15 protein-coding genes and 1 pseudogene are annotated in these 15,241 nt (G+C 69.5%); 7 read left to right on the top strand and 9 right to left on the bottom strand.

The features are described from left to right. The first annotated feature begins 12 nt into the window (after positions 1 to 12). Positions 13 to 1,410: a class II fumarate hydratase gene (locus ACZ3HL_RS09390; protein WP_465529887.1), complete on the top strand. Its 1,398-nt coding sequence runs from the start codon at positions 13 to 15 to the stop codon at positions 1,408 to 1,410. Here ACZ3HL_RS09390 and ACZ3HL_RS09385 read toward each other — a convergent pair. Further along, the gene (locus ACZ3HL_RS09385; RefSeq protein WP_465529885.1) at positions 1,407 to 1,988 is read right to left on the bottom strand and encodes a TetR/AcrR family transcriptional regulator; all 582 of its coding nucleotides are present in this window, start codon (positions 1,986 to 1,988) and stop codon (positions 1,407 to 1,409) included. The two genes, ACZ3HL_RS09390 and ACZ3HL_RS09385, sit on opposite strands and share 4 nt — an antisense overlap. Between ACZ3HL_RS09385 and ACZ3HL_RS09380 the strand changes: the two genes are divergently transcribed. After that, a complete protein-coding gene (locus ACZ3HL_RS09380; RefSeq protein ID WP_465529883.1) occupies positions 1,987 to 2,487 on the top strand; it encodes an SRPBCC family protein in 501 nt (166 codons plus the stop codon). The two genes, ACZ3HL_RS09385 and ACZ3HL_RS09380, sit on opposite strands and share 2 nt — an antisense overlap. On the opposite strand, the pseudogene ACZ3HL_RS09375 reads toward ACZ3HL_RS09380, so the two are convergent. Further along, positions 2,485 to 3,315 (bottom strand): annotated as a pseudogene (locus ACZ3HL_RS09375) (DMT family transporter); the annotation flags it as partial. The gene ACZ3HL_RS09380 and the pseudogene ACZ3HL_RS09375 sit on opposite strands and share 3 nt — an antisense overlap. 197 nt (positions 3,316 to 3,512) lie before the next feature. On the opposite strand from ACZ3HL_RS09375, the gene ACZ3HL_RS09370 reads away from it, so the two are divergent. Further along, the gene (locus ACZ3HL_RS09370; protein WP_465529881.1) at positions 3,513 to 4,355 is read left to right on the top strand and encodes a helix-turn-helix transcriptional regulator; all 843 of its coding nucleotides are present in this window, start codon (positions 3,513 to 3,515) and stop codon (positions 4,353 to 4,355) included. A 46-nt stretch (positions 4,356 to 4,401) separates the two neighbouring features. After that, positions 4,402 to 5,913: an ATP-dependent DNA ligase gene (locus ACZ3HL_RS09365; RefSeq protein WP_465529879.1), complete on the top strand. Its 1,512-nt coding sequence runs from the start codon at positions 4,402 to 4,404 to the stop codon at positions 5,911 to 5,913. 71 nt (positions 5,914 to 5,984) lie between these two features. Here the strand turns inward: ACZ3HL_RS09365 and ACZ3HL_RS09360 are convergent, their stop codons facing one another. The 3 genes from ACZ3HL_RS09360 to ACZ3HL_RS09350 all read right to left on the bottom strand — a co-directional run bounded on the left by ACZ3HL_RS09360 (position 5,985) and on the right by ACZ3HL_RS09350 (position 7,690). After that, positions 5,985 to 6,362: a hypothetical protein gene (locus ACZ3HL_RS09360; protein ID WP_125791894.1), complete on the bottom strand. Its 378-nt coding sequence runs from the start codon at positions 6,360 to 6,362 to the stop codon at positions 5,985 to 5,987. Continuing rightward, entirely contained in the window at positions 6,359 to 6,700 is a 342-nt protein-coding gene (locus ACZ3HL_RS09355) for a hypothetical protein (protein WP_465411108.1), read from the bottom strand. Before ACZ3HL_RS09355 ends, ACZ3HL_RS09360 begins: the two co-directional genes overlap by 4 nt. 180 nt (positions 6,701 to 6,880) lie before the next feature. Beyond that, positions 6,881 to 7,690 carry an NBR1-Ig-like domain-containing protein gene (locus ACZ3HL_RS09350; protein WP_465529877.1) on the bottom strand — a complete coding sequence of 270 codons (810 nt, stop codon included), beginning with the start codon at positions 7,688 to 7,690 and terminating at the stop codon, positions 6,881 to 6,883. A gap of 117 nt (positions 7,691 to 7,807) precedes the next feature. On the opposite strand from ACZ3HL_RS09350, the gene ACZ3HL_RS09345 reads away from it, so the two are divergent. Beyond that, positions 7,808 to 8,509 carry a Pr6Pr family membrane protein gene (locus tag ACZ3HL_RS09345; RefSeq protein WP_465529875.1) on the top strand — a complete coding sequence of 234 codons (702 nt, stop codon included), beginning with the start codon at positions 7,808 to 7,810 and terminating at the stop codon, positions 8,507 to 8,509. On the opposite strand, the gene ACZ3HL_RS09340 is transcribed toward ACZ3HL_RS09345, so the two are convergent. Together ACZ3HL_RS09340 and ACZ3HL_RS09335 are read right to left on the bottom strand one after the other, a co-directional pair. Next, positions 8,453 to 9,682, bottom strand: a complete 1,230-nt coding sequence (locus ACZ3HL_RS09340) for an NADH:flavin oxidoreductase/NADH oxidase family protein (protein WP_465411105.1) — start codon at positions 9,680 to 9,682, stop codon at positions 8,453 to 8,455. The genes ACZ3HL_RS09345 and ACZ3HL_RS09340 overlap by 57 nt on opposite strands. A gap of 435 nt (positions 9,683 to 10,117) precedes the next feature. Then, a complete protein-coding gene (locus ACZ3HL_RS09335) occupies positions 10,118 to 10,588 on the bottom strand; it encodes a DUF309 domain-containing protein (RefSeq protein WP_465411229.1) in 471 nt (156 codons plus the stop codon). Positions 10,589 to 10,623: 35 nt separating this feature from the next. Between ACZ3HL_RS09335 and guaB1 the strand changes: the two genes are divergently transcribed. Beyond that, entirely contained in the window at positions 10,624 to 12,063 is a 1,440-nt protein-coding gene (guaB1, locus tag ACZ3HL_RS09330; RefSeq protein ID WP_465529873.1) for a GMP reductase, read from the top strand. A 53-nt stretch (positions 12,064 to 12,116) separates the two neighbouring features. Here the strand turns inward: guaB1 and ACZ3HL_RS09325 are convergent, their stop codons facing one another. Beyond that, positions 12,117 to 13,403: a PhoH family protein gene (locus ACZ3HL_RS09325; RefSeq protein WP_465530032.1), complete on the bottom strand. Its 1,287-nt coding sequence runs from the start codon at positions 13,401 to 13,403 to the stop codon at positions 12,117 to 12,119. Positions 13,404 to 14,128: 725 nt separating this feature from the next. Between ACZ3HL_RS09325 and ACZ3HL_RS09320 the strand changes: the two genes are divergently transcribed. Then, a complete protein-coding gene (locus ACZ3HL_RS09320) occupies positions 14,129 to 14,377 on the top strand; it encodes a hypothetical protein (RefSeq protein WP_465411104.1) in 249 nt (82 codons plus the stop codon). Positions 14,378 to 14,437: 60 nt separating this feature from the next. Here ACZ3HL_RS09320 and ACZ3HL_RS09315 read toward each other — a convergent pair whose 3' ends face one another. Beyond that, positions 14,438 to 15,214 carry an isoprenyl transferase gene (locus tag ACZ3HL_RS09315; protein WP_061986121.1) on the bottom strand — a complete coding sequence of 259 codons (777 nt, stop codon included), beginning with the start codon at positions 15,212 to 15,214 and terminating at the stop codon, positions 14,438 to 14,440. Positions 15,215 to 15,241 lie beyond the last annotated feature (27 nt).

Raw genomic sequence — 15,241 nt, 5'->3', positions numbered from 1 at the left:
GAAACTTGAGGCATGGCTGAACAGGAATACCGGATCGAACACGACACCATGGGCGAGGTGCGCGTCCCCGTCGATGCCCTCTACCGCGCGCAGACGCAGCGCGCCGTCGAGAACTTCCCGATCTCCGGCCGGGGCCTGGAGCGCGCCCAGATCCGCGCGCTCGGCCTGCTGAAGGCCGCGGCGGCGCGGGTCAACGCGCGGCTCGGCGTGCTGGACGCCGAGGTCGCCGAGGCCATCGCGAAGGCCGCGGACGAGGTCGCCGAGGGCTTGCACGACGCGCATTTCCCGATCGACCTGTTCCAGACGGGTTCCGGGACCTCGTCGAACATGAACGCCAACGAGGTCATCGCCACGCTCGCGTCGAAGGCGCTGGGCCGCGACGTGCACCCGAACGACCACGTCAACGCCTCGCAGTCCTCGAACGACACCTTCCCGACGACGATCCACGTCGCCGCGACGGAGGCCGTCCTGTCCGACGTGATCCCGGCGCTGGAGTACCTGGCCGCCGCGATCGAGACGCGCGCGGGCGAATGGGCGGACATCGTGAAGTCCGGCCGCACGCATCTGATGGACGCGGTGCCGATCACCTTCGGACAGGAGGCGGGCGCGTGGGCGTCGCAGGTCCGGTTCGGGGTCGAGCGGCTGAAATCGGGCCTGCCGCGGCTCGGTGAACTGCCGATCGGCGGGACCGCGGTCGGTTCCGGGCTGAACGCGCCCGAGGGTTTCGGCGCGGCGGTCTCGCAGGAGCTGGCTTCGGTGACCGGCCTCCCGCTGACCGAGGCGCGGGACCACTTCGAAGCGCAGGCGACGCAGGACAGCGTCGTCGAGACGTCCGGGCATCTGCGCACGGTCGCGGTGTCGCTGAACAAGATCGCGAACGACCTGCGCTGGCTGGGTTCCGGGCCGCGCACCGGGCTCGCCGAACTGGCGCTGCCGGATCTCCAGCCGGGGTCGTCGATCATGCCGGGCAAGGTGAACCCGGTGATCCCGGAGGCGACGCTGCAGGTCGTCGCCCAGGTGATCGGCAACGACGCGGCGGTGGCCTTCGCGGGCGCTGCCGGCAACTTCCAGCTCAACGTGAACCTGCCGGTGATCGCGCGCAACGTGCTCGAATCAGCGCGGCTGCTCGCGGCCGTCTCGCGGCTCCTGGCGGACAAGGTGTTCGCGGGCGTGACGGTGAACGCCGACCGCGCGCGCGAGTACGCCGAGGGTTCGCCGTCGATCGTGACGCCGCTGAACAAGTACATCGGCTACGAAGAAGCCGCCGCCATCGCGAAGCAGGCGCTCAAGGAGCTGAAGACGATCCGCGAGGTCGTGATCGAACGCGGCCACGTCTCGAACGGCAAACTCACCGAAGCCCAGCTGGACGAGGCTCTCGACGTCCTCCGCATGGCGCGCGGAGGCCGCTAAGCGCCGAGGGCGACCACAGCCGCGTGGAGTGGTGAGGCGAGTGAAGCCGCCAGCCCACCCGAAGGCGGTGTCTCGGTGAACAGGTGCAGCCACGTCAGCACCGGGCCGAGCAGGATCGCGTGCACGAGAGCCGGATCGGGCCGTCGCGAGAGTTCCCCTCTCGCAACGGCCCGATCCAGCATCTGGACCAGATAGCCGCGTTCACGGCCGAGGAACACCTCGCCGAACCGCGTTTCCAGCGCCGGATCCGCCCGGACGTCGGCGAGCAGGGACGGCAGTGCCTGCCGGAGCTCCACACTGTCCAAAGAGGACTGGATCACTTCGAGGACCGCGGCCACGTCGCCCCGCAGCGAGCCGGTGTCCGACGGTGGTTCGAGCTCGACGGGATGGATCACCGCGGCGAACACGAGTTCCGCCTTGGACCGCCACCGCCGGTACACCGCGGCCTTGCCGACGCCCGCCCGCGCCGCGACCGCGTCGATCGTGCAGCGCTGGTAACCGGTTTCGGTCAGCAACGCCCGCACGGCCTCGCGGACCGCGTCGTCGATTCCTTCTTCCCTCGGCCTGCCTCTCGCCATGCCCACAGTTTACGAGACTGACAGTTCCGTATATCGTCCGGGTATGACCTGGACCAGAACCTCCCGCGAGATCCTCCCCTGCCCGCCGTCCGCGCTCTGGGCGCCGCTGGCCGACTTCACCCGGTGGCCCGACTGGGATCCCGACCTCGTCGGCGTCGAACTGCACGGCCCCGCCGAGGCGGGCTCGACCGGTTTCCTCGTACCGAACGGATTCCGTGGCCGCGTGCACTCACGGGTCGCCGAGCCGTTCACGATCACGTCCCTGATCCAGGACCGCGAGATCGCCCTTCGCCAGCCGATTCCCCTGGGCGCCATGGATCTCGCGCTGCGGCTGACCGCGGTCGACGGCGGGACGGAGTTCGTCCAGGAGATCACCCTCAGCGGGCCGATGCGCGCGGTCATGGTCGCGGTCATCGCCGGGGACGTCGTGAAGCACTTCGACGTCAAGTGCGCCCGGCTGGCCGAGCTTGCGGCGACGCAGGCCGATCGCGACGCCTGACGACACCAGCGCGACTCCGACCACTTGGGAGAAGCGGAAGTCCTGCATGCCCAGCAGGAGCGAGACGGCGAGGCCAGAGACCGGCATCAGCCCGACCAGCACCCCGGCCCGGTCCGCGCCCAGCGCCGAAACCGCCGAGTACCAAAGAAGAAACGCGATCGCGGTGACGACGACCGTCAGGTAGCCGAGCGCGATCAGCTCACGCCCGTCCGGTAACGCCCAGGCTCCGGACGGGTCGGCGATCGTCCCGGCGACCGCGCCGCCCGCGCCCGCGGCGAAACAACCCCAGGTCGCGGTCGCCAACGGCCCGAGCCGCTCGATCACACCCACGGCGAGCAGGGTGAAGAGCGCTTCGCACACCATGGCCAGCGCCGCGAGGACCAGCCCTTGCCAGCGCGCCGCGCCGCCGCCCGACAGCACGGCGATCCCGAGCCCGGCGAGCACCGCTCCCGTCACCGGCGCCATCGAAGGCCGCTTCCCCTTGGCCAAGGGGCCCGCCAGCGCGAGCACGAGCGGAGTCCCGCCGAGGAACGCGGCGACCAGACCTGGTTCGGCGTAGCGCTGCGCGAACAGCAGGCAGGCCTGGAACCCGATCATGCCGGTCGCCGCGAGGGCGATCAGCGAGGGAAGGTCGCGCGGGCCCGGCAACGGCAACGGGCGCCCGCTCAGCCGCGCCCACGCCAGCAGGAGCACGCCCGCCAGCGCGTACCGCAGCGCCTGCCCGGTGAGCACCGGGTAGGCGTCGAGCATTCCCGTCACCGGCACGGACGCGCCGACGATCAGCACCCCCAGTACGCCGATCTTCACGCCTCTTCGTTCGTTGTCCATGCCCTCACGATGACGGTTTTTTGGTCCATGCCGAAGAGCCAAATAACACTCGATGTACAGGACCATAAAAAGTCCGTGAAGGCCTCCTTGAGGGACTCTGGGTCCCTCAAGGAGGCCTTCACGGAACTGCGGCCACGACCAGCCTGGGTCTGTCAGGACCAGGCACGCACCCCGCGCGTTCCGGGATACTCGGCACCATGACCGAGACGGCCGAACTGGGCGACTTCCTCAAGGCACGCAGGGCCGCGCTGGACCCGGCGGACCTCGGCCTGCCGACGGGATACAACCAACGGCGAGTCGCCGGGCTGCGGCGCGAGGAGCTGGCGCAGCTGGCCGGGATCAGCGTCGACTACTACACGCGCCTGGAGCAGGGCCGGGCCCGCAACGTGTCCGATTCCGTCCTCGAATCGCTGAGCCGGACGTTGCGCCTGCATCGCGACGAGGAGACCTACCTGCGCAATCTGGCCGCCCCGAAACGCAAACGCGTCGCGCGGCCGCGGGTGCGGCGGATCCGGCCGGAACTCCAGGTGATGCTGAACGCGATCCAGACCCCGGCGCTCATCTTCGACCGCTACGGCGACGTACTGGCCTGGAATTCGCTCGGCTCCGCGCTTTCCCTCGACTTCGCCGCGCGTCCGGCGAGTGAGCGCAACATCCCGAAGATGTTCTTCCTCGACGAACGCGCCCGCGAGCTGCACCCGGAGTGGGAAACCGTGGCGAAGGAGATCGTGGCGAACCTGCGCTCCGAGAGCGGGAAGTATCCGGACGATCCGCGCTTCGCCCAGCTGGTCGGCGAGCTCTCTCTCGGCAGCGAGGCGTTCCGGAAGCTGTGGGCGAAGCACACCGTGCGCGAGAAGGCGCACGCGTGGAAGGTCGTGACCAATCCGATCGTGGGTGAACTCCGGCTGCGCTACGAGACACTCCGGCTGCCCGACGATCCTGGCCAGGCCCTGGTGATCTACACCGCCGAGCCGGGCTCCGACAGCGAACGCGCGCTCCGGCTGCTCGCCAGCTGGGTCGCCGATCCCGCGGACGCCTGAACCCGCTCGGCGCGAAACTGTCGGTGCCCGGGTCCATGATGGATCCATGTTGCTCACCGAGGTGGTGACCGCGTCGGCCGAACTGGCCGCCACGAGGTCCAGGAAGGCGAAGATCGCCACCCTGGCCGCGGTCCTGCGCGCCGCGGGCGAGCTGGAGCTGCCCGCGGTCATCGCGTTCCTCACCGGCCAGCCGACGCAGGGCCGCATCGGCGCCGGCTGGCGGACGCTGGCCGAGCTGAAGACGGCCCCGGCCGGAGAGCCGTCGTTGAGCGTGGCCGAGGTCGACACGGCCCTCGGCACGGTGGGGGCGGCGTCGGGTTCGGGTTCGGTGAAGCTGCGCGCGGAGACGTTGCGGACGTTGTTCGGCAAGATGACCAAGGAGGAGCAGGACTTCCTGATCCGGCTGCTCACCGGCGAGCTGCGGCAGGGCGCGCTCGAAGGGATCATGGTGGACGCGATCTCGGCGGCGTCCGAGATCCCGGCCGAGGACGTCCGGCGGGCGTTCATGCTGTCCGGGCAGCTCCCGGTGACGGGCCTGGCCGCGATGACGGGCGGCCAGGAGCGGCTGGCGGAGTTCAAACTCGCCTTGGGCAGGCCGATCCGGCCGATGCTGGCCTCCCCGGCGGAGTCGCTGGACGAGGCGATCACCGAGCACGCCGAGGCCCTCGTCGAGTACAAGATGGACGGTGCGCGGATCCAGGTCCACCGCGACGGCGACGAGGTGCACGTCTACACGCGCACGCTGCGGGAGATCACCGGCAGCGTCGGCGAGCTGGTGGCTCTGGTGCGTTCCCTGCCCTGCACGTCGGTGGTGCTCGACGGCGAGACGCTGGCACTGACCGACGAGGGAAGGCCGAGGCCGTTCCAGGAGACGATGAGCCGGTTCGGCAGCACCCGCGAGGAGCAGGTCAAGGCGTTGTTGCTGCGGCCGTACTTCTTCGACTGCCTGCACCTCGACGGCGTCGACCTGCTGGACGCGCCGCTGTCCGAACGGAACGCCGCCCTGCGGCGGGTCGCCGGCGAGCACGTCATCCCTGGTGAGGTCGCCCCCGCCTCGGCCGAGGCGGTACTGGAAGCGGCGATGGCCGCCGGGCACGAAGGCGTGATGGTCAAGGACCTCGCGTCGCCGTACGCGGCGGGCCGCCGCGGGCGCGCTTGGCTCAAGGTGAAACCGGTGCACACGATCGACCTGGTCGTCCTCGCCGCGGAATGGGGTCACGGCAGGCGCACCGGCACGCTGTCGAACCTGCATCTCGGCGCCCGCGACCCCGACGGCGGGCCGCCGATCATGGTCGGCAAGACGTTCAAGGGGATGACCGACGAGCTGCTGGCCTGGCAGACGAAGACGTTCCAGGAGATAGAGACCCACCGCACGGACTGGGTGGTCCACGTGCGGCCGGAGCTCGTCGTCGAGATCGAACTCGACGGGGCACAGGTGAGCACGCGGTATCCGGGCGGGCTGGCGCTCCGCTTCGCGCGCGTCGTGCGCTACCGGCCGGACAAGGAGGCCGCGGACGCCGACACCATCGACACCGTCCGCGGCCTCCTCAAGCCCTGACCCCTCCCGCATTTCGTCCTCTGGATGCGGTCCTTGCGCGTGCAACTACCGCATCCAGAGGACGAAACGCATCAGTAGCAGCGGTCCGAAGAGATCCGGTAGGTGTAGTTGTTCGACAGGTTGGACGTCACCTCGAACCGGATCTTGTGATAAACCGGCGGCTCCCCGAGCACGCCGTGCTTGACCGTGCGCTCCTTGCCCGGCGCGATCGCCCCGCTCCAGAGGCCCTTGTCGAAGACGTCGTCGATGATCTGGACGAGCATTCCCCGGTAGTCGTGGTTGTGCACGGTGATGTCGATGCTCTGGCCCGCGCTCACCTCGACGACCTTCGTCTTCCCGCCCATCAACGGCCCGCCCTCACAGACCTTCGACGCCGCCGAAGCCGACGGCGCCATCAGCAGGGTGCCTGCCAGCGCGACCGGGACGACGGCGAACAGCTTCTTCTTCATCGGTTCCCCACAACGGTCTTGACGACATTGGACTGGACGGCCAGATCGAGGCCGATCTTCATGCTTCCCCCGCAATAGGCCTTCTGGCCGTTCTTGAAATGCACCGTCAGATCCCCGGCGCATTCGAACACCTTGACGTCCCAGGTGCGCGTGCCCGGTTTGAGGCAGATCGCGTCCTTCCCGGCCCGGCGCATCCAGCCGTGGTAGCCGGATTCGCAGGTAATGATCGGATCACTGCCCGAAGCGGGCGCCGGAGCCGCCTGTGCGGCGGTGGCCGGCAGGAGCGCCACGGTGAGCGCGGCCCCGGCCAGGGCGACGACCTTGACGTACGGACGCATGGATTCCCTTTCCGCAAATAATGTGAGAGTGTTTCGGAAAATCCCCGTCCGGAATTCCCGGACGCCGATGACGTTAAAGACCGCCGGAGCCATCCCGGAAGCGATTCACGGCCGCGAAATGGCCATGGCCGAGAAAGCACTGTCCACGCAGGTCAGCGCTTTGGCCATCGGCTCAGGAAGTCAAATGACGCGGACCGAGAAGAACACCGCGCGGGTGTTCGGCAGCAGGATGTGCCCTTGTTCGTCGGCCATCTTCCAGTACACCTGGCAATGCCCGGGCGCATCGGGCGCACGTACCTCGACGGAGACGCGCACCCGCTCGCCGGGCGCGGTCTGCGGGACGGGGACGCGCTCGGGCGTGCCGCATTCGCCGGGGTTCCCGAACGAACCGGCGCGGACCAGATAGCGGCCGATCCATCCGACCGTTCCCGCGTTGCGGAATTCCCACGTCTTCACGAAGGTCGAGCCTGCCGCGACCTCGCTGCCGTCGGGCACGGTCACGTCGGCGACGAATTCCGACGCGTCTCCCACCGGAGCGGCGGGCTCGGAGCCGAACGGCGCGGCGAAGACGAACACCAGTGCCGCGACGAGGACGACAGCCACGGCTCCGGCGAGGAGGAACGCCGTCCGGCGCGGCTTCACGGCGACCGGTCCAGTTCCGGCGGTCAGCGCGTCTCGCGCGCGTTCCCATTCGCCGCGCCATTCATGGCGGACCTCGTCCTCGTCACCGCCGAGTACCCCGGCGGCCAGCACGCGGACGAACTCCCAGGTCGTCTCCCAGCTGGGCAGCCGTTCTCCGCGGGCGGCGGCCGAAAGCGCGGATTTCGACGCGAGCGCGCCGTACTCGTCGCGCATCCGGTCGTAGGAAGGGTCACCGGCGGCCCGCTTCAGCTCCCACAGCCGCCGCGCGAACACGGCGACGGGTCCGCTGTCCTCCGCCGGACCCCGCGCGACCCGTCCGCGGCGTCCGGGCGTTCGCTCGACGTCCATCGTTTCCCACGATATGACCCGATGGCCGGGAAGCCGCGGCGGCGGCCCGCCCCCGATCGAGTGGCGACGTGCGGTGGTGACGGGACGTCGCCGCCCGATCACCCATAAAGTGGGCGAATGCAGGCTTCCAAGATCGCGCGCGCCTGGTTCGGTCTGACCGCGGTGGTGGTGATCGCCGGGCTCGCCGCGCAGATCCCGGTCTCCGCGGGCACCACCGGCGGCGTCTTCCACACCCCGGCAGGCCGGGTGGCCAACCTGCTCGCGTTCTTCACCATCGACTCGAACATCCTGGTCGGCGTCGGCAGCCTGCTGCTCGCGCTCGGCGTCGCGGGCCGGTCGACCTGGTTCGGCGTGCTGCGGCTCACCGGGCTCGTCGGCATCACCGTGACGGGTGTCGTCTTCCAGGTCGCGCTCGCCGATCTCTACGAACTGCACGGCTGGGCGGTGTTCGCCGACACGATGCTCCACAAGGTGTCGCCGTTGATGTGCGTCGCGGGCTGGCTGCTGTTCGGGCCGCGCGGCCAGCTGTCGTGGCGGGTCCTGTGGTGGTCGCTGCTGTACCCGCTGGCCTGGCTCGCGGTCACGCTGGTGCGCGGCGCGATCATCGGGTTCTACCCGTACCCGTTCGTCGACCCGGGCATCAACAGCTACGGCGGTGTCGCGTTCAACTGTGTGCTGATCGGTGTGCTGTTCATCGGTCTCGCGGCGGCCGCGGTCGGTTTCGACCGCACCTTCAGCCGCAAGGACGAAGTGGACGACTACTTAGCCCCGGACCCGCCGGAAAGCGTTGAGCGGATCCGCGACGCCGGCACGTACTAGCGTCCGCACCGCGCCGAGCCGCCGGTCCACCGGTTTCCCGGCGGCCACCCGGTGCATCTGCTGGGTGTGCCATTGGATCTCGAGCAGGCTGTCGGCCAGCCGGATACCGGTCTTCGGAGCCGTGCGCTGGGCGCGGGTGTCCTCACCGTTCAGCAGCCGTCCGGGCAACGCCGGATCGACGATCAGCGGCCTGCCGAGGCCGATGACGTCCAGCGCGCCGGAGCGCAGCGCCTCCGCCATGCCTTGCGCGCTGGTGAAGCCACCGGTGACCATCAGCGCGACGTCGGAGACCTGCCGGGCCTTCGCGGCGTAGTCGAGGAAGTAAGCCTCACGGCTGAGCGTGCTCGCCTTGGCCGAACCCATCATGGCGGCCTTCTCGTAGGTGCCGCCGGAGACTTCCAGCAGGTCGATACCCGCTTCGCCCAGTTCGCGGACGACTTCGAGCGAGTCCTCCTCGCTGAAGCCCCCGCGCTGGAAGTCCGCGCTGTTGAGCTTGACCGCGATCGGCACCGTATCGCCGACCTCGGCGCGCACGCGGGCGACCACCTCCAGCAGGAACCGGCGCCGCCGGAGCGCGTCACCGCCCCAGCCGTCGGTGCGCCGGTTGGTCAGCGGCGACAAGAACTGCGAGACGAGATAGCCGTGCGCCCCGTGGATCTGGATACCGGCGAACCCGGCGTCGACGACGGTCCGGGCGGCCACGCCGAACCGGTCGATGATCGCTTCGATCTCGTCGCCGGTGAGCGCCCGCGGCGTCGCGAACACCGAACGGATGCCGCGGTCGCCGAAGGGCACCGCCGACGGCGCGACCGGCTGACGGGACAGGAAGCGAGGGCTCTGCCTGCCGGGATGGTTGAGCTGGACCCACAACCGGCTCTCGGTCCCGTCCGCCGACCGTGCCCACGGCTTGAACCCGGTCGCGTCCGGCACCCGGGGCACCGCGACGTTGCGCGGTTCACCCAGCGCGGTCGGATCGACCATGACGTTGCCGGTGATCAGCGTCCCCGCACCGCCTCGCGACCACGTCCGGTACAGCTCGGCCAGTTCGGCGGTCGGCCGGTTGCGGCGATCGCCGAGCTGCTCGCTGAGCGCGGCTTTGGCCAGCCGGTTCGGCAGGATCGCGCCACACCGCAGTTTCAGCGGTTCGGCCAGCAGTTCCTTGGGCTCGCTCATCCGCGCTTCCTCCCACCGTTACCTACTGGGCAGTATCCCTACTCGAAGTAACATACTCGCGGTATGTCGAGGACTCAAGGTGTGCCGATCACGTAGCGCCAGAGCCCGTCCTGACCTCGCCTCGCGACGTCGGCGGCCTTCGATGACCCAGTCGACGATCAGCAGGGCCAGGTCACCGGCCAGCTCGTGGACGCCCGCGGCCGCACGCGGCGGCCGGAGCCGGCCTGTCGAGGTCGCCACGATCTCGGGCCGCTGGACGACGACCTTCAGCGACCTACGCCCGGCTTGTCCGCGAAGGTGCTGACAGAACGCTCGGCGACCTGATCGCGCGACGCCTCGCCGTCCGCGAGGAACTGCCGGGCTTCCCGAGCCGGACCAGCTACCGGCTCACCGACGCGGCCGCTGCTGATCGAGCTGTACCGCTCGGGTTCGGTGTTACTGGCCGAGCAGGCGCGGCGCGACCGGCTCCACCCGTGCACGCGCCTTCACCTCTTCGGCCATGTTCCGCGCCCAAGCCTGCAAGCCCGGGATGTCGATCCCGTGGGGCCGGGCCTCGCGGAAAGGCTCGATGTTCTCGGCGCCGCGCTCCAGCAGCGAGGCCGCACCGTTCCCGTTTCCCCTGGCCACGTGGGTCAGGCCCACGGCGAGCTGCGCAAGGCCGCGCCACAGCTCCCGGTCCGGCCCGTCGGTGGACTTCCACGCGTCCTCGAACACCTCGTGCGCGTGAAACGGGCGGCCCGCGTCGAGCAGGCGCTGCGCCTCGGAAACGGTGTCCTCTGGGCTCCGTTCGATGCCCTCGGGCTGGCGTTCGACACCGTCGGCGCCATACGGGAGCGGCCTGCCGAGACCGTCCCGCGGGCGCGCGTTACGGGCTCGTCCGGCTTCGTCACGGTCCCGGTCGGTCATGCCGACATTGTCCCACGCGGGTATCCTGGGGCCTCGTGCGCTTTCTCGACGGGCATCGGCCCGCTCACGACCTGACCTACGACGACGTGTTCCTCCTGCCGAACCGGTCGGACGTGGAGTCCCGTTTCGACGTCGATCTGTCCACTGTGGACGGCACCGGTGCGACGATCCCGATCGTGGTCGCCAACATGACCGCCGTCGCGGGCCGCCGGATGGCCGAAACGGTCGCCCGGCGCGGCGGGCTCGTCGTCCTGCCACAGGATGTCGACGTCGCGGCGGTCGCCGACATCGTCACCTGGGTCAAGAGCCGTCACACCGTGTGGGACACCCCGCTCGTGCTGACCGGCGGAGACGCGGTGGCCGACGCGCTGAACCTGGTCGGCAAACGCGCCCACGGCGCCGTCGTCGTGGTGGACGAGGACGGCAAGCCCGTCGGCGTCGTCGACGAAGCGGCCTGCGCCGGCGTAGACCGCTTCGCGCGCCTCGCCGACGTCGCGGAGCCTGCGGTCGTCACGGTCCCGCTGGACACGCCCCCGCGCGAGGTGTTCGAGCGCCTGCACGACCACGGCGGCCGTCTCGCCCTCGGCATCGACGAAAACGGCAGGCTCGCGGGAGTCCTGACCGAGATCGCGGCACTGCGTGCGGAGATCTACACCCCGGCTGTCGATGACGGCGGCAGCCTGCGCGTCGCCGCGGCGATCGGCGTGAACGGCGACGTCGCGGCGAAGGCCGAGGCCGTCCTCGCGGCGGGCGTCGACGTGCTGGTCGTCGACACCGCGCACGGCCACCAGGAGAAGATGATCTCCGCGCTGAAGGCGGTCCGGTCGGTGAACCCGCGAGTCCCGGTCGTCGCCGGGAACGTGGTCACCGCCGAGGGCACGCGCGACCTGATCCACGCGGGTGCGGACGTCGTCAAGGTCGGCGTCGGCCCCGGCGCCATGTGCACGACCCGGATGATGACCGGCGTCGGACGCCCGCAGTTCTCCGCCGTCGCCGAATGCGCCGCGGCGGCGCGCGAACTGGGCAAACACGTCTGGGCGGACGGCGGCGTGCGGCATCCGCGCGACGTCGCGCTGGCGCTCGCCGCGGGCGCGTCGGCGGCGATGGTCGGCTCGTGGTTCGCCGGCACCCACGAATCGCCCGGCGACCTTCGCTACGACGAGCAGGGCAAGCCGTACAAGGAGTCGTTCGGCATGGCGTCGAAGCGCGCCGTCGGCGCCCGCACGCGCACGGACAACGTCTTCGAACGCGCCAAGAAGGGCCTGTTCGAAGAGGGCATCTCGGCGTCGCGGATGGCTCTGGACCCCGCTCGCCCCGGAGTCGAAGACCTGCTCGACTCCATCGGCTCCGGTGTCCGCTCCGCCTGCACGTACGCGGGCGCGCGCACGCTGGAGGAGTTCCACGAGCGCGCGTTGCTCGGGATCCAGTCCGCCGCCGGATTCGCGGAAGGACGCCCCCTGCCCTCGGGCTGGTGAATCCCGCAGGGAGTCCACTTGGGACTGTCCCAAGTGGACTCCCCGGGTTCCGACTATCCGTGGTCCTCCAACATCTCGGTGACGAGCGCCGCGATCGGTGAACGCTCGGACCGGGTCAGCGTGACATGCGCGAACAGCGGGTGACCCTTGAGCTTCTCGATCACCGCCGAAACGCCGTCGTGCCGCCCCACCCGCAGGTTGTCGCGCTGCGCGACGTCATGCGTGAGCACCACCCGCGAAGCGGTGCCGAGTCGCGAAAGCACGGTCAGGAGCACGTTGCGCTCCAAGGACTGCGCCTCGTCGACGATGACGAACGTGTCGTGCAGCGACCGCCCGCGGATATGGGTCAGCGGGAGCACCTCGAGCATGCCGCGGTCGAAGACCTCGTCGAGGACGTCCTGGCTGACCAGCCCGCCGAGGGTGTCGAACACCGCCTGCGCCCACGGCTGCATCTTCTCGCTCTCGGAACCGGGCAGGTAGCCCAGATCCTGGCCGCCGACCGCGTACACCGGCCGGAACACGACCACCTTGCGGTGCTGGCGGCGTTCCATCACCGACTCCAGCCCCGCGCAGAGCGCGAGCGCCGACTTGCCCGTGCCCGCCCGTCCGCCCAGCGAGACGATGCCGACGTCGGAGTCCAGCAGGAGATCCAGCGCGATCCGCTGCTCGGCAGACCGCCCGTGCAGGCCGAACGCCTCCTTGTCACCCCGTACGAGCCTGATCCGCTTGTCCGCGGTGACCCGCCCGAGCGCGCTCGAACTGCCCGCGAGCAGCCTGAGCCCGGTGTGACAGGGCAGCTCCCCCACCTCGGGCATCCCGAATTCCGCCGGATCCACGGAAGACCCGCTGAACAGCGCGTCGACCAAGGTCTGCGGGACGTCCACGTCCGCCATGCCCGTCCAGCCCGAAGGCGTCACCTCCTGCGCGCGGTACTCGTCGGCTTCGAGACCGACGGCGCCCGCCTTGACGCGCAAGGGGATGTCCTTGGTCACCAGCGTGACCGACGCGCGTTCCGCCGCCAGGTTGAGCGCACAGGCGAGGATGCGGTGGTCGTTGGAGTCGGTGCGGAAGCCGACCGGGAGCACCGTGGGGTCGGAGTGGTTCAACTCCACCTGCAAGGTGCCGCCGTGCTCACCGACCGGGATCGGCGCGTCGAGCCTGCCGTGCTGACGACGCAGGTCGTCGAGCATGCGAAGCGCTTCGCGCGCGAACCACCCCAGTTCGGGATGGTGACGTTTCGCCTCCAGTTCACTGATGACGACCAGCGGGAGCACGACCGCGTGTTCGGCGAACCGAGTCACCGACCAGGGGTCGGAGAGCAGGACCGACGTGTCGAGCACGTAAGTGGACCGCTGGGATTCGGGCGAGATCGAGGCTTTCTCCGGGCCAGGGGCACCGGTCGAAGAACGGCCAGAGGCCTTGCGGGGTGAACGCTGCGCAGTCACGACGGCATCTCCCTCGTGGGCGTGGCACCACGCCCGCACTCGCTGGGCCGGGCACTTCCCTGGCTAACCGTTCCTTCCGACGTCTTCCACGTCAGTCGGCACGGCCACGAGGGCCGGGTGCCGGCCCCCTCGTGCATCCACTGGGCGGCTGTGCCGCCCTGTCGACAACCGCCACGACCAGGGCCTCCCGTGAGAGTCCGCATGGGACGCGAACCCTCACTTCCGGAAGGTACCTGCGTCCGGCCGATCGCGCAGGCAGCCACCACGGTGATTCGCCAAACCGTCATCTCACTGTCGGTCGCATGACATCAACGCCTGGTCACCGTCACGGTGCGTAGTGATGATCTCCATTCAGGGACGCCCGTCGACGTGACCCGGATGGATTAACGCGACGCAGGGCGTTCACCTGAAGAGACGGAAGGTTCTACCACGCATGGTCGCGGGACGCATTTTGTGCCCGCGACAGAGAACCGGACCGAGTGAAACGCGCCTTTTTCGGCTCACACAATGGGCTTACGAGACGGTCACAGATCCTGAATAGCGAGTAATTTTCTCACTGCGGGACACCCCCACCGGATTCGGTGCCCCCGATCCTGAACATCTCTATCAAGGAGTGCGAAGTGCTGAAGAAGGCCGCTTTCGTTTCCGCCGTCGCCGCGGGCATCATGATGGCCGGCGGGACCGCGTTCGCCGCCACCGGTGACACCACGGGCACCCCGGACCCCACGTTCGGCGACGCCTACAACACGTTCATCGAGGGCGGCGGGGCACTGGGCTACGGTGCCGCTTCCCTGGTCGCCGGTGCTTACACGGGCATCGCCACCACCCCGGCCCTGATCCTCCACTCGCTGGAGCACCACCACCACTGATCTTCGGTGACGACGTCGAAGGCCCCGGAGTGCACGCCGGGGCCTTCGTCATGTCACCGGTCAGGAACCGAAGCGCCGGTGCCGCCACGCGTAGTCGCGCATGGCGCGGAGAAAATCGACGCGCCGGAATGCGGGCCAATAAGCTTCGGTGAACCAGAATTCCGAATGCGCCGATTGCCAGAGCAGAAATCCGGAAAGCCGCTGCTCACCCGAGGTGCGGATAATCAGATCCGGATCGGGCTGGCCCGAGGTGTACATGTGTTCGGAAATATGGTCGACGTCCAGAATCTTCGCGAGCTCGCGGATCGAGGTGCCTTCGTCGGCGTGCTGGAGCAGGAGTTTGCGGACCGCGTCGGCGATCTCCTGACGCCCTCCGTAACCGACCGCGACGTTGACCTCCATCCCGGTGCGTCCTTCAGTGCGCTCCGCGGCCGCGCTGAGGGCCTTCGCGACCTCGGGGGGCAGCAGGTCGAGCGCTCCCACGATGCGCAGCCGCCACGGTGTGTGCGGCGCGGCGAGTTCGTCGGTGACGTCGGTGATGATCTTCAGCAGCGGGCTCAGTTCCTCGGCCGCACGGCCCAGGTTGTCCGTCGAAAGCAGCCACATGGTGACGACTTCGACGTCGGCCTCGTTGCACCAGCTCAGGAAGTCGGCGATCTTCTTGGCGCCCGCGCGGTGCCCGTCGGCGACGTCGGTGAAGCCCGCTTCGCGCGCCCAGCGGCGGTTGCCGTCCAGCATGATGGCGATATGGCGTGGATGGCGCCCCTTGGCCTGCTGGATCAGGCGCCTGCCGTAGGCGCTGTACACGACGTCTGACAAGAAGGACCGAAGACTCACGCCACTGGAGAGTAGTCACCTCGCGAG

The organism is Amycolatopsis sp. NPDC000009 (assembly GCF_055563465.1).
Note: the sequence above shows the minus strand (reverse complement) of the source record. Positions and strands in the feature narration are given on the sequence as shown.

What these genes read in the sequence shown, in the direction of transcription:
- ACZ3HL_RS09370 (WP_465529881.1), top strand. Translation starts at nt 3,513, where the DNA reads ATGACCGAGACGGCCGAACTGGGCGACTTCCTCAAGGCACGCAGGGCC.
- ACZ3HL_RS09340 (WP_465411105.1), bottom strand. Translation starts at nt 9,682, where the DNA reads ATGAGCGAGCCCAAGGAACTGCTGGCCGAACCGCTGAAACTGCGGTGT.
- ACZ3HL_RS09355 (WP_465411108.1), bottom strand. Translation starts at nt 6,700, where the DNA reads ATGCGTCCGTACGTCAAGGTCGTCGCCCTGGCCGGGGCCGCGCTCACC.
- ACZ3HL_RS09350 (WP_465529877.1), bottom strand. Translation starts at nt 7,690, where the DNA reads ATGGACGTCGAGCGAACGCCCGGACGCCGCGGACGGGTCGCGCGGGGT.
- ACZ3HL_RS09360 (WP_125791894.1), bottom strand. Translation starts at nt 6,362, where the DNA reads ATGAAGAAGAAGCTGTTCGCCGTCGTCCCGGTCGCGCTGGCAGGCACC.
- ACZ3HL_RS09380 (WP_465529883.1), top strand. Translation starts at nt 1,987, where the DNA reads ATGCCCACAGTTTACGAGACTGACAGTTCCGTATATCGTCCGGGTATG.
- ACZ3HL_RS09365 (WP_465529879.1), top strand. Translation starts at nt 4,402, where the DNA reads ATGTTGCTCACCGAGGTGGTGACCGCGTCGGCCGAACTGGCCGCCACG.
- ACZ3HL_RS09345 (WP_465529875.1), top strand. Translation starts at nt 7,808, where the DNA reads ATGCAGGCTTCCAAGATCGCGCGCGCCTGGTTCGGTCTGACCGCGGTG.
- ACZ3HL_RS09385 (WP_465529885.1), bottom strand. Translation starts at nt 1,988, where the DNA reads ATGGCGAGAGGCAGGCCGAGGGAAGAAGGAATCGACGACGCGGTCCGC.
- ACZ3HL_RS09335 (WP_465411229.1), bottom strand. Translation starts at nt 10,588, where the DNA reads ATGACCGACCGGGACCGTGACGAAGCCGGACGAGCCCGTAACGCGCGC.
- ACZ3HL_RS09390 (WP_465529887.1), top strand. Translation starts at nt 13, where the DNA reads ATGGCTGAACAGGAATACCGGATCGAACACGACACCATGGGCGAGGTG.